This window comes from Arthrobacter sp. DMZ02-1R (assembly GCF_057747935.1).
On record NZ_CM173230.1, the window covers coordinates 4,148,878 to 4,161,795 of the forward strand.

The window sequence follows — 12,918 nt, forward strand, 5'->3', positions numbered from 1 at the left end:
CACAATGGCTGGAATCAAGGAAACGACGGCGGTCCCGCACCTCGAGCTTGCAAGGTGCGGGACCGCCGTCGTACAGGGGCCTGGTGGTCTAGGCCAGGCGGGACTTCAGGCCTTCGAGTTCGGACAACAGCGCAGCCGGCAGGGAATCGCCGAACTTCGCGTACCATTCCTCGATCGATGCCAGTTCGGTTTTCCACTCGGCGGAGTCGACGCGAACTGCGGCTTCCACCTCGGCGGGGGTCATGTCCAGGCCTTCGAGATCAATGGACTCGCCGGTCGGCACGAAGCCGATAGGAGTCTCGACGGCGTCGGCCTTGCCTTCAAGGCGCTCGATGGCCCACTTGAGGACACGGGCGTTGTCACCGAAGCCGGGCCACGCGAAGCCACCCTCGGCAGTGCGGCGGAACCAGTTGACCAGGAAGATCTTGGGCAGTCGGTTTTGTCCAAGCGAGTTGGCCTTGGCGGACAGGTTCACCCAGTGGTTCAGGTAGTCACCTGCGTCGTAGCCGATGAACGGCAGCATGGCCATGGGGTCGCGACGCACGACGCCGACGGCACCGGCCGCAGCAGCGGTGGTCTCCGAGGACAGCGTGGAACCCATGAAGATGCCGTTGGACCAGTCGCGGGCCTCGGTGACCAGCGGGATGGTGGTCTTTCGGCGCCCGCCGAACAGAATCGCGGAGAGTTCCACACCTTCAGGGCTGAAGTATTCCTCGGCCAGCATGTCGATCTGGTCGATCGGCGTGCAGAAGCGGGAGTTCGGGTGTGCCGCGGGCTTGTCGGAGCCCGGGGTCCACGAGTTGCCCTGCCAGTCAGTCAGGTGCGCCGGAGTTTCCTCCGTCATGCCCTCCCACCAAACGCCGCCGTCGTCGGTCAAAGCAACATTGGTGAAGATGCTGTTGCCCTTGGCGATGGCGCGCATGGCGTTGGGGTTGGTGCCCCAACCGGTGCCGGGAGCGACGCCGAACAAGCCGGCCTCGGGGTTGACGGCACGGAGTTCACCTTCCTTGCCGAAGCGCATCCAGGTGATGTCGTCGCCGAGGGTCTCCACCTTCCAGCCCTTGATGGTGGGGTCGAGCAGCGCGAGGTTTGTCTTGCCGCAGGCGGAGGGGAACGCCGCAGAGATGTAGTAAGTCTTCTGCTCAGGCGAAGTCAGCTTCAAGATGAGCATGTGCTCGGCCAGCCAGCCTTCGTCGCGGGCCATGACGGACGCGATGCGCAGGGCGTAGCACTTCTTGCCAAGGAGGGCGTTGCCGCCGTAGCCCGAGCCGAAGGACCAGATGGAGCGTTCTTCCGGGAAGTGCACGATCCACTTGTCCGGGTTGCAAGGCCACGCAACGTCTGCCTGGCCGGCTTCCAGCGGAGCGCCCAGGGAGTGCAGTGCAGGGACAAAGAACGCGTCGGTCTGGGTGATACGTTCCAGGACGTCGGTGCCGATGCGGGCCATGATGCGCATCGAGGCGACAACATAGGCGGAGTCGGTGATCTCGACGCCGAACTTGGGGTCTTCAGCGTCCAGGTGGCCCATGACGAACGGAATGACGTACATGGTGCGGCCACGCATGGAGCCGGCGAACAGTCCGCGCAGCTTCTGCTTCATCTCGGCCGGAGCCATCCAGTTGTTGGTGAAGCCGGCGTCGTGCTCCTTCTCGGAGCAGATGAAGGTCTGCTCTTCCACGCGGGCTACGTCCGCGGGGTCAGAGAATGCGGCGAAAGAGTTGGGGAAGAGCTCCTGGTTCAGCCTCTTCAGGGTGCCGGCCGCGACGAGTTCGTCGGTCAGCTTCTTGTTTTCAGCTTCGCTGCCGTCAACCCAGTGGATGCGGTCCGGCTGTGTCAGCTCGGCTACTTCCTCCACCCAGGTCAACAGGCGTGCATGCGTAGTAGGTGCCTTCTCAAGGAGCGGCAGTCGCGCCAGATCGCCCATCGTGGTTCCCTTCCTCGGGTTCAGTGGTGTGTCCTAAATGCTAGGGGTCGCGGAGTAGACCAATCTGGGTTCGGACGTGGGATCTCTTGACCAATTCGGAGCAAAACCCCTAAAAATCAAGGATCTGCGTCAAGGATTCCTCACTTTTAGTGACTAAGGTCACATAGACCGGTCTAGTTAGGCAGATTACACCACGTCGATTTGGCACCAACAGGGATCTCGCGTAAAGTTTATTGAGGTTCGAGGGGGGAACGAGTTTGAAAGTCCCGAGAATCACCAAAATGCGCCCATAGCTCAGCTGGATAGAGCGTCTGTCTACGGAACAGAAGGCCGGGGGTTCGAATCCCTCTGGGCGCACAAAATGAAGGCCCGCACCGGAAACGGTGCGGGCCTTTTTTGTTAATTTCCGGGGTCGAGTTGGGGTTGCCGTACCGTCCTCCCCTAGTTTGCTCCACGAATGACGCGACTCGCCGTGTCGCAAGCGCTTTCCCAAACCAAAGATGGGGGCGACGGTGCGATCGCCTACGGCCCCGGCTACTGCTCACCCAAGCGGAAGCCTCCGGTGAGACGGCCGCGCAAAGCCAAGGGCCGCCGTCGTACTTCATGAAAAAGTACGACGGCGGCCCTTGCACTTGGGTGCCAGGCGTTAGGGTGCCACGGCCTCGCTGATGCGGCGACGGATCCCGTCGAAGTGGCGGTTGAGGAGTTCGGCGGCAGCGGTCTTGTCTCCCGTTGCGACGGCGGCATAGATGCTTCGGTGCATCGCCGCGGTGGCCACAAGGTCTTCGTTGGCGGAGCCGATTTCCACGTGGATCTTTCGGTAGACCTTCCAGAAGACGCCCATGAGGTTGATGAGGAGCTCGTTGTTCAGGGGTTCGAACAGCCGGCGGTGGAACTCAGCGTCGGCGGCTACGAAGTTCTCGCCGGCATGTGCGAGCTCCTCCATTTGCTTGACGGATTCCTCGATCAAGGCGAGCTGTTCGGTAGTCATCACGTCCATCGACGAGCCGATCAGCCCTGATTCGAGGGCCTGGCGCACGTCGACGAGCTGCAGCGCCTCGAGGCCCTGGTGGCGCAACGACAAGCGTCCCCGGAACGTCAGGCCGTCAGCGAGTGCCTCGAAGGTGCTGGGCGCGACGAACATGCCAAAGCCATGGCGAATCTCGATGACGCCCAGGGCCTGCAGCACTTTCAGGGATTCGCGCAGGGTGTTCCGGCCTACCCCCAGGGCCATGGAGAGCTCGTTTTCCGTGGGCAAAGGATCGCCCGCCTCAAGCTCGCGTTCGAGGATCAATTCCATAATGTCCGCCTGCAGCGCCCTGAGCCGGGCCTGTGCGCTGAACCGCGCCTGCGGAACGACACCGGAAGTGGTCATGGCTCTCCTTGCAAAAGTACTCATCCCTGCCGGTCCCGTTTGAGGAACCGGGACAAGGAATCAGTGCGGTGTTAATGTTGAAGTGAGCCTAGCGCCCACCGAGAATACAGTGCTTCGCAACATACAATATCGGATGTCCCATCTCTCCGGTAGAAGTTCGAAAGAGCTCATGGCGCCTCTCGCCGACATCCAGTGCCGGGCCGGGCCGGGGAATTCCGGATCGCGTAGACGCCGAATGTCCAACTTTGCTGGATCATTCGGATCCCCCCAAAGAAGATCCGCGCAAATACGGGACCTGCGGGTTCCGCTCCGAGGAATGATCCAGCAAAATCCGTCGCCACGCTCCTGATCCAGTCTGCGTCCGGGCGTAGGCTTCTCCCATGGCTGAGGAGAATATCCGGGAGTTCGATGTCATTGTGATCGGCGCTGGAGCGGTGGGGGAAAACGTCGCAGACCGAGTGGTCCGGGGCGGCCTTACTGCGGCAATTGTGGAGGCTGAGCTCGTTGGCGGGGAATGCTCCTACTGGGCCTGCATACCGTCCAAGGCGCTCCTTCGGCCCGGAACTGCCTTGCACACAGCCCAATCCGTGCCCGGAGCATCGGACTCCATCACGAAGGTCCTGGATGCCGCGCCTGTCCTGAAGTACCGCGACTACTTCACCAACAAGTGGCAGGATGACGGCGCAGTGCAGTGGCTCGTTGACACGGGAATCGAGCTCATCCGGGGGCGCGCGCGCATCACGGGCCCCCGCGAAGTCCAGGTGGACGGCAAGGATGGCAACAGTTATTCGCTCAAGGCCCACCACGCCGTAGTGGTGGCCACCGGATCCACACCGCTCATACCGAAAATCGAGGGTTTACGCAGCGTCCCCTACTGGACAACCCGCGGCGCAACGTCCGTCAAGCACATTCCCGGACGGTTCGTGGTACTGGGCGGCGGCGTTGCCAGCGTCGAACTTGCCCAGGCGTTCGCCCGTTTAGGCTCGTCGGTTTCGATCGTTGCCAGAGGCCGGTTGCTGAGCGCGTTCCCCGAGGAAGCCGCCGACTTGGTTGCGGCAGGGCTGCGTGCCGATGGGATCGATCTCCGTCTCGGGACTGACACCACGCGGGTGGAGCACAACGCGGACCATTCCTTCGCCGTCACCCTGGGTGACGGGACGGTCCTGGCCTGTGATCAATTGCTGGTAGCAACGGGGCGGCGGCCGGCCCTGGACAATTTAGGCCTCGAGAACGTAGGGCTCGACGCCGAAGAAGGCAAAGCTTTGCGCCTCACCACGGACTCGAGCGGTTTGGTTGAGGGCGCCGCCAGCGACGGCACCAGCGGGCTGTGGCTCTACGCAGCCGGCGATGCCGCGGGCTCGGCCTTCCTCACACACCAGGGCAAGTACGGGGCCCGGGCCACCGGCGACGCAATCGTGGCCCGCGCCAAGGGAACATTGCACGGCACCCCGAAACCATGGAGCGCCTTGGCAAAAACGGCCGACGAATACGCGATCCCCAGCGTAGTTTTCACCGATCCCGAGGTGGCGTCCGTGGGTCCGAACCTCAAGCAGGCGCTGCAGAAGGGTATCAACGCCAGTTCGGTGGAACTCCCCATCAATGTGTCCGGCTCCCAACTGCATTCGGAGAAGTACCAAGGATGGGCGCAACTCGTGGTGGACGAGGACCGGAAGGTAGTGGTTGGGGCAACGTTTGCCGGACCCGGGGTGGCTGAGCTGTTGCACGGTGCCACCATCGCGATTGTTGGTGAAGTCCCGCTGGACAGGCTATGGCACGCAGTGCCGTCGTTCCCCACCATCAGCGAGGTGTGGCTGCGGCTGCTGGAGAAATACGGGCTGTGATTAAGGTCTATTTGGACTGACCGGTCAGTTCAGTTACGATTGGAGCAGATAACAGGTTCTGCGAAAGGTCCAATTGTGCTGTCCGTACAGCAACTCCAGATCGACGGCCGCCGGGACGATCTCCTGCCTCCCACGTCCCTCGAAGCCCGGCGCGGGGAACTCCTCCTCGTCAGTGGCGACGGCCAGGACCAGCGCACGGCTTTGGCGCTCTCGCTGAGCGGCCGGATGAAACCCAGCAATGGCGTCCTGAGCTGGGATAACTCAGCCAAGACCAAGAGAGTCCGGGCTGCGAGCGCCCTGGTTGACTCCCCCGGCGTCAACGAACCCGAGCAGCACCTGAGCGTCCGCGACCTCGTCACCGAAGACCTCTCCCTCATCCCCCGCCGCTACCGTGGCGCGCTCCTCAGCAAACCGTGGCTCAAGATCAACAGCTTCGAGGACATCGCCGGGCTATGGATTGAGCAGCTCCCCGCGGACCGGCGCCTCGAGCTGCTAACAGCCTTGGCTCTCGCGGACCCCGCCCTCGATCTCCTGGTGCTCGACTCCCCGGACCGGCACAGCGCGAACGCTGCGGACTGGCTCCCGCGGCTTGAGCAGTTGGCGTACGACGCCGGGCGGCCGCTCGCCGTCGTCGCGGTCGTTTCTACCCTCCCGGACACCTGGGACGGCCCGGCCGCAGTGATCGGCAATTCGGTCACGCATACGGCGCCCGCACAACCCGCAGAGCCCCTCGGCAACGCGCCCGAAGACCCCGAGGACATATTCGAAACCCTGCAAAGGACCGCAAAGTGACTGTTCTGCGGCTGGCCCGCTCCGAACTCAAGCGCATGACCGGCGGGCTCCTGCCTAAGCTGACCATCCTTGCCCTGACCATGGTGCCCTTGCTCTACGGAGCCGTGTACCTGTATGCGAACTGGGATCCTTACGGCAACCTCAACCAGATCGACGCCGCGCTGGTGGTCGAGGACGCGGGAGCCAAGCCGGCCGACGGCCCCGAACTGCAGGCGGGCAAGAAGGTTGCCGACAGCCTCGTGCAGAGCCACGTCTTCAATTGGCAACGCGTGGCCACAACGGCGGAAGCCGACGCCGGGGTTGAATCAGGCAAGTACGCCTTCGCCCTGAAGATCCCGAAGGACTTCTCAGCCAACCTGATCTCGCCGGGCAGCTTCGACGCCGCCAACCAGGCGATGCTCAACGTCACCACCAACGACGCCAACAACTACCTCCTCAGCACCATCGTGGACAAGCTCACCACCGCGGTGCACTCCACCGTGGCCAAGGAAGTGGGCGAGGAAACCGCCAACCAGCTCCTGACAGGCTTCGGCACCATCCACGCCTCCATCGTCAAAGCATCCGACGGAGCCTCACAGCTCGCTGACGGCGTCGGCAAGCTCAGCGACGGCGCGGCCACCCTGCATGACGGCACCAGCAAGCTCAGTAGCGGCGCGTCCGGGCTCCTTGCGGGCCAGAACAAGCTGCGCGACGGCGCCAATCAGCTGAACGACGGCGCCGGGCTGCTCAGCGCGGGACTCGCCGAGCTGAAGAACAAGACGGCGTCCCTCCCGGCCGATTCCCAAAAGCTCGCCGACGGCGCGGCGCAAGTAGCCGCCGGAAACGCGCAGCTGAACGCGAAGGTCCAGGACGTCGTCGGGCAGCTTTCAGCGTTCGACGCCGGAGCGCGCGACCGCGTGGTAGGCAGCACCCAGAGACTCGTGGCGAGTGGTGTCATCACCCAGGACCAGGCCAACAAGATCCTGGCGGACTTCGACACCGCCGCCGCATCCACCCCGGCGACGGACGCGAAAGCCAAGATCTCGGCGGATGCCGCCCAGATCCAGCAACTCTCCAATGGCTCGGCCGCGGTCAGTGCGGGTGCCGCCAAACTTGCGGGCGCCACACCTGCCTTGACGGGCGCCATCGGCCAGGCTTCGGCGGGCGCGGACCGGCTCAGCTCGGGCGCTGCCACGTTGGCGGCAGGCGAACAGTCTGCTGTGGACGGCACTGCGGCTCTCGCTGACGGTGCGGCAAAGCTCGACGACGGCGCGGCGCAACTGGCGAGCGGCGCCGCGACAGCAGCGGACGGATCCCGCACCCTGGCGAGCGAGTTGGCCAAGGGCGCAGGGAAGGTTCCGAACCCGAACGATGCCCAAAAGAGCGAAGTATCCAAGGTGATCGCGGACCCGGTCGCGGTCAACAATGTTTCCCAAGCCAAGGCAGGGTCCTACGGCGCAGGCCTGGCCCCCTTCTTCCTGACGTTGTCCCTCTGGATCGGCGTGTTCATGTTGGTCCAGGCGATGCGTCCCATCACGCAGCGGGCCTTGGCGTCGAACGCTCCGTCGTGGAAAATCGCCGTCGGAGGCTGGCTCCCGTTCTTCGTAGTGTCCGTGCTGCAGGCCAGCATCCTCACCCTCGTGGTGGACCTGGGGCTTGGCCTCAACGCGGTGCACCCGGTGATGATGTGGTTGTTCATGCTTGCTGCGGTCATGGCGTTCACGGCCCTCGTCCAGGGCATCGTGGCTTTGCTGGGGACTCCTGGAAAGTTCGTGGTGCTGATCTTGCTGGTCCTGCAGCTGGTCTCGTCCGGCGGAACCTTCCCGTGGCAGACCACGCCCATGCCGTTGCACGTGGTGCACGAGATCATGCCGATGGGCTACGTGGTGACCGGCATGCGGCACTTGATCTACGGTGGCGACCTCTCCCTGATCTGGCCGATTGTTCTGGGGCTGCTTGGCTACACTGTGCTGGGGGCGGCGCTTTCCACGCTGGCCGTCCGTAAGCACAAAACCTGGACCCTCAAGACCCTGAAGCCGGAGATCGCGGTATGAGCATGCAAGACCCGGACGTCCCTGAACCCCCAGAAAAGAAGCTCCGCCCGGCCCGCACCAACGCCACTAAACAACGCCTCTTCGACGCCTCCATGGAATTGATCGGCGAGCGCGGCGCAGCAGGCGTGACGGTGGACGAGATCGCTGCCGCAGCCGGGGTGTCCAAGGGAACGGTCTACTACAACTTCGGCAGCAAGTCCGATCTGATCGCCCAGTTGCTGCGCCACGGAGTGGACATCATGCTCGGCAGGCTCCAGAACATCGAAGGCCTGCACGCCGATCCGCTCGAGGCCATGGAAGCCATGCTCGGCCAAGCCATGGACTTCATGGACGACTACCCGTCCTTCGCGCGCCTCTGGATCAGCGAGAACTGGCGGACGCCCAGCGAATGGGGCAAGCTCTTTGTCGAGCTCCGCAGCGAGTTGTTGGCTGTGATCGGCGCGGCGATCGAGAAGGTCGCCACCACGTGCACGGTGGATACCGGCATTGCCCGGGGCAGCCTCGAAGCGGCCATGTTTGGAGCGATCTTCGTGGTGGGCTTGGACCGGCAGACGTACAACCCGGAGCGCACCCGCGAGCAGAGCATAGCGGCTATCATGACGATCATGCGCGGCTACGTGCTGCGGTAACGGTATGGCAACTGCTGCGCCAAGCGAGCGTGGCGATGCCGGACGGTCAGGGATGATTAGTCCCATGCGTCACATGGGGAACAGTGGAAAGCTCGCGATCATCTCTGCCGTGGTGTCCGCTGGTTTGCTGGTGCTCCTTGCCATCACCCTTGAGGAAACCGTGATGTACACCTTCCTGGGGGTCTTGGCGCTCGGCTACCTGGCATGCGTCGCCGAGGTTTTCACCCGCCGCCGGTACTTGATACTGGTTCTCGGAACCATCTCATCGATCCTGTTCATCGCGTTCGGGATCGCGTTCCTGCGCATGTGGGGCCTCGCCTTCAACCAGGACGAGAATGCCCTGGGGAGCGCGGTGAGCACCAAGGACTCGGACATCTACTTCTACCTCGCGGCGGCTGCGGGCTGCGGTTCCCTGCTGGTCCTGTTCGTGGGGGCTGTGTGGCCATCCCGAAGTTCCCGCAAGGGACGCCCGATTCCCGCGTCCCGACCGGTTGCTCGCCAGGCACCCCGCGCAGCACAACGCCCCGCCCCGGCGGCCCGGCCGGCCCAACGGCCTGCCGCTCGTCCGGCGTCGAGTGCCGTGAAGCGCCCCGCTTCCCGGACGCCGCCAACCCCTGCTAAGCGCCCGACGTCGGGATCGCCAGCTCAGCGCAAGCCCGCCCCCAAGCGCTGACGATCTTCGGCCGCCGGAACCTTGGGCTTGGAGCGCTGCTGCAACACCGCCGTCGCCACACCGCCCAGCAGGAGCAGGCCGCCGGCCAGTTCCGCCGTCGTCGGGACCTCTGCGATGAGCAACCATGCCGTGGTCATTCCGACCACCGGGACCAACAGCGTGAATGGCACCACGGCCGAGCTCGGGTAAAGGCTGAGCAGCCGGTTCCAGATGCCGTAGCCCACCAGCGAGGCGAACGCCGCCGTGTAGAGAGCGCTGAGAATGGTTGCCGGTTGCAGGTTGGTGAGGGTCCCGACGACGGCTGCCGGACCGTCCACGATCAGCGATAAGGCCGCGAGCGGCAACGGGACGACGGCCCCGGACCAGACCACGAGCCCCAGCCCCGAGGCCGCCTTGGCCTTGCGCGCGATGATGTTGCCGGCAGCCCAGGACAACGCGGCGGCGAGCACGATCATGAGCGGCACTACCGGGGCCACCAAACTGCGGCCCACCGCCACCAGGGCAAGCCCGGCGACACCCAACACCACGCCTGTCAGTTGCCGTTTGCTAGGCCGTTCCCCGAGGAACCGTGCCGCCAACAGCACCGTCAGGAGCACTTGCGCTTGCAGCACCAGGGAAGCGAGTCCGGCCGGCATGCCGAGGGCCATGCCCAGGTAGAGCAGTCCAAACTGCCCGGCGCTCATGAACAGCCCGACGCCGATGATCGCCTTCCAGCTGACATCTGGTTTGCGAATGAAGAAGATGCAGGGGAACACCACCAGTACGAAGCGGATGGCAACGAACAGCAGGGGCGGCACGTCAGCCGCGCCTCCGCTCCCGTTTCCGGGGTGGAGTCCAAAATCGATCGCAACGAAATTCAGGCCCCAAAGGACGGCGACAAGGACGGCGAGTGCTGAGTGGCGGAGATTCACGATTCAACTCTGACAGCCAAGTGGATGAAGCACCAGCGTTGAATTCTGCATTAAATCATGTACGTTTGCTTCATGATCGAGATTGCAGCGTTGCGGGCCCTGGTAGCAGTGGAGCAGAAAGGCTCGGTGGTGGCCGCCTCGGAAGCCATGGGGTTCAGTCCCTCGGCGGTCTCCCAACAGATCAAGAAGCTGGAGAAGCAGAGCGGCGTAACCGTCCTGGAGCGCCACGGCCGCGGCGTGCTGCTGACGGACCGGGGCATGGCGTTGGCCGAGTACGGACGGCGCATCCTGGGCGAGCTGGAAGAACTGCAGGCCACCCTGCTTGCCGACCCCGCGAAGCCAAGCGGCGTGTTGCGGCTCGTGGCATTCTCCACGGCGTGCCGCGGGTTAGTGGGCCCCTTGCTCGGGAAACTGGGCGCGGCTCAGGCCGCTGCCGCCGGCGCTTCGGCCGGGGCGGGTTCCGGGGATACGGCCGCGGCGGGTTCCGGGCTTGAGATCCGGGTTGTGGCCGAGGATCCGCGGGAGGCCGTCCAGAGGGTCGCCACCGGGGAAGCCGATCTCGGCGTCGTGCACAACTGGAACTCGGTACCCTTGGTCATTCCGGAGAACATGGTCCACGAGGACCTCTGCCTGGACACCGCCGACGTCCTGCTGAACTCAGCGCACCCCCTGGCCCGCCGGACCGCCGTCGAGCCTTCCGACCTGGTGGGCGAACGCTGGATCAGCACACCGGCTGGCGCCATCTGCAATGAGGCGTTGCTGGCAATCCTCGCGGGACTGGGGCGGGTACCGGACATCCGCATCTACGACCCCGACTTTTCCACGCATATCGCCATGGTCCAGCAGGGCGTCGCGGTGGCGCTGGTCCCCCGGCTTGGCCGGCCCGAGCTCCCCGCGGGGGTGGTGGCGGTGCCCGTAGTCAACCCGATGCAGCAGCGCCAGGTGGGAATCGTGTACCGGAAGACCATGACGGCAAGCCCCAGCATCCGCCATGTTGTGCGATTGCTGCAGGATGTGGCCGCGGAACTCGAGGTGGGTTAGCCAGAGCTACTTCTTTGGGCGAGGAACAGTGAAATAGGTCAGGCGCGCGTCCTGCCCATCAAGTTCGGCCCAAGGCTTCTCCAGTTCCATCACTGTCACGGCACTGGTCGGATAGCGGGTAGCGGCGTCCATGTAGGCGTCGTGGTCCGAGTCGCGGGACGCCAAGTGCATGGCGAGGTCCTGCACTCCCGGCATGTGGGAGAAGATCATGAGCGTGGTGACGGTCTCCGGCACATGGTTGATGACGGTCAGCATGCGCTGCGCGGAGGCGGCGTACAGGCCGTCCTCGAGTTTCGGCGTCGGCGCCTTGTCCCCCAGTTCGCTACATACCCAAGTACAGGTCTGGCGGGTGCGGAGCGCGGACGAACACAGGATAAAGTCCGGAACCACATGGTGTTTCACGAGCCACTTCCCGGCAAGAGGCGCTTCGCGGTGGCCACGCTCCGCAAGGGGCCGTTCATGATCCGGCACCCCGACAGGCCAGTCCGACTTCGAATGCCGCATGATCACCAACCGCTTGATGTGATGCTCGCTCATCCCCCCACCCTACTATCCCAACTGACTGGCAGTAGGTGTCGTTTTAGGGCGCGTAAACGACAACAAATGCGAGCTACTTGGGTGGGGCGGAAACGCGAAAGCGCCCGCCACCTTTGCAGGAAGCGGGCGCCTTGAGCGGGTGGAGACTAGATCGAGTATTCCGGAGCGGCCCAGACGATGACCTCGGGGTGCTCGTAGAAGCGGTAGCCCTGGCCGCGCACGGTGCGGACGGTGTTCGCGAGGCGGCCGAGCTTGGAGCGGAGGCGCCGGATGTGCACGTCGATGGTGCGCTCGTTGGGGACCTCTTCGGCGTTACGCCACAGGCCCTCGAGGAGTTCATCGCGGCCCACGGTGCGGGTGCCGTTTTCGACGAGGTAGTTGAGGAGCTCGAACTCCTTGAACGTGAGGTTCAGGGATTCGCCGTCGAGGTGCACTTCACGGCGGGCGAGGTCGATCAAGACGCCGGACGGGCGAGCCTCCTGTGCCGGCTGCGGGCGGAGCGCCTCGGAACGCTGGCGGTTGCCAACGGTCGGGTCACCGAAAGTCGAGCGGACGACGTCGAGCGCGGAACCCGGCGCGCCGGCCGGGGCTACCGCGACCGCGGCGTAGCTTTCGGCGCCGGAAACGAGGGATTGTGCATAGGCGCGGATTTCCTGGGCAAGCTTGGCGATGGATGTTCCGGCCGCCGCCGCGGTGTCTTCATCGATGCCCATGTAGAGCACGAACCCACGGGCCACATTGTCATTGGCAACGGGGCGGATGGAGCGGTCGGCTGGAGCCAAGACAGGTGTGGGTGCAGTCATCGGCGAGGCCTCGTTGGCGGGAACAGCGCGGAGCTGGCCGTAGGAGTTGGGGTTGTAGCCCTGGGGCACGTACCCGGGGGCCTGGCTTGCGCCCTGCGGTGCGGGCTGGGCATATGCCGGGCGGTTGCCGAAGCCGGGACGAAGGCCGGCGTTCGACGCGGCCTTGTTGGCGTTACGGACGGAGATGTGGACGTATCCGGATGCAACTGACATGGATTGCTTACCTCAAAGTGAATAGCCGTCATCGCGGCTTCGAATGCTGGTCTGGTCCCCGCAATGAGATGGGGAGGGGCGCCCGACGCTGGGCAGGGGGCGAATGCCTGAAACCTTTTGGGGTAGAAAGTTAGGCATGCATTCGA

At 64.4% G+C, this 12,918-nt stretch carries 11 protein-coding genes and 1 tRNA gene; 7 read left to right on the top strand and 5 right to left on the bottom strand.

The features are described 5' to 3' along the window. Positions 1-88 precede the first annotated feature (88 nt). The gene (locus AC3ANQ_RS19715) at positions 89-1,924 is read right to left on the bottom strand and encodes a phosphoenolpyruvate carboxykinase (GTP) (RefSeq protein WP_488302593.1); all 1,836 of its coding nucleotides are present in this window, start codon (positions 1,922-1,924) and stop codon (positions 89-91) included. Positions 1,925-2,207: 283 nt separating this feature from the next. Between AC3ANQ_RS19715 and AC3ANQ_RS19720 the strand changes: the two genes are divergently transcribed. Next, positions 2,208-2,281 (top strand) — tRNA-Arg (locus AC3ANQ_RS19720). A gap of 289 nt (positions 2,282-2,570) precedes the next feature. On the opposite strand, the gene AC3ANQ_RS19725 is transcribed toward AC3ANQ_RS19720, so the two are convergent. After that, positions 2,571-3,299, bottom strand: a complete 729-nt coding sequence (locus AC3ANQ_RS19725; RefSeq protein ID WP_488302594.1) for a FadR/GntR family transcriptional regulator — start codon at positions 3,297-3,299, stop codon at positions 2,571-2,573. Positions 3,300-3,679: 380 nt separating this feature from the next. Between AC3ANQ_RS19725 and AC3ANQ_RS19730 the strand changes: the two genes are divergently transcribed. The 5 genes from AC3ANQ_RS19730 to AC3ANQ_RS19750 all read left to right on the top strand — a co-directional run bounded on the left by AC3ANQ_RS19730 (position 3,680) and on the right by AC3ANQ_RS19750 (position 9,267). Next, positions 3,680-5,140 (top strand): dihydrolipoyl dehydrogenase family protein, encoded by a 1,461-nt coding sequence (locus tag AC3ANQ_RS19730; protein WP_488302595.1) that lies wholly within the window; start codon positions 3,680-3,682, stop codon positions 5,138-5,140. A gap of 75 nt (positions 5,141-5,215) precedes the next feature. Next, a complete protein-coding gene (locus AC3ANQ_RS19735; RefSeq protein ID WP_488302596.1) occupies positions 5,216-5,932 on the top strand; it encodes an ABC transporter ATP-binding protein in 717 nt (238 codons plus the stop codon). Beyond that, entirely contained in the window at positions 5,929-7,965 is a 2,037-nt protein-coding gene (locus AC3ANQ_RS19740; RefSeq protein ID WP_488302597.1) for a YhgE/Pip family protein, read from the top strand. Before AC3ANQ_RS19735 ends, AC3ANQ_RS19740 begins: the two co-directional genes overlap by 4 nt. Next, the gene (locus AC3ANQ_RS19745; protein WP_488302598.1) at positions 7,962-8,594 is read left to right on the top strand and encodes a TetR/AcrR family transcriptional regulator; all 633 of its coding nucleotides are present in this window, start codon (positions 7,962-7,964) and stop codon (positions 8,592-8,594) included. The genes AC3ANQ_RS19740 and AC3ANQ_RS19745 overlap by 4 nt, the downstream gene beginning before the upstream one ends. 73 nt (positions 8,595-8,667) lie before the next feature. Next, the gene (locus AC3ANQ_RS19750; RefSeq protein ID WP_488302599.1) at positions 8,668-9,267 is read left to right on the top strand and encodes a hypothetical protein; all 600 of its coding nucleotides are present in this window, start codon (positions 8,668-8,670) and stop codon (positions 9,265-9,267) included. Here AC3ANQ_RS19750 and AC3ANQ_RS19755 read toward each other — a convergent pair. Continuing rightward, the gene (locus AC3ANQ_RS19755) at positions 9,240-10,178 is read right to left on the bottom strand and encodes an EamA family transporter (RefSeq protein ID WP_488302600.1); all 939 of its coding nucleotides are present in this window, start codon (positions 10,176-10,178) and stop codon (positions 9,240-9,242) included. The genes AC3ANQ_RS19750 and AC3ANQ_RS19755 overlap by 28 nt on opposite strands. A 72-nt stretch (positions 10,179-10,250) precedes the next feature. On the opposite strand from AC3ANQ_RS19755, the gene AC3ANQ_RS19760 reads away from it, so the two are divergent. Then, complete coding sequence (locus AC3ANQ_RS19760) at positions 10,251-11,219, top strand: LysR family transcriptional regulator (RefSeq protein ID WP_488302601.1); 969 nt, start codon at positions 10,251-10,253, stop codon at positions 11,217-11,219. A gap of 6 nt (positions 11,220-11,225) precedes the next feature. Here the strand turns inward: AC3ANQ_RS19760 and AC3ANQ_RS19765 are convergent, their stop codons facing one another. Beyond that, positions 11,226-11,756, bottom strand: coding sequence for a SixA phosphatase family protein (locus tag AC3ANQ_RS19765; RefSeq protein WP_488302602.1), 531 nt, complete (start codon positions 11,754-11,756; stop codon positions 11,226-11,228). A gap of 146 nt (positions 11,757-11,902) precedes the next feature. Then, entirely contained in the window at positions 11,903-12,772 is an 870-nt protein-coding gene (locus AC3ANQ_RS19770; protein WP_488302603.1) for a winged helix-turn-helix domain-containing protein, read from the bottom strand. Positions 12,773-12,918: the final 146 nt, after the last annotated feature.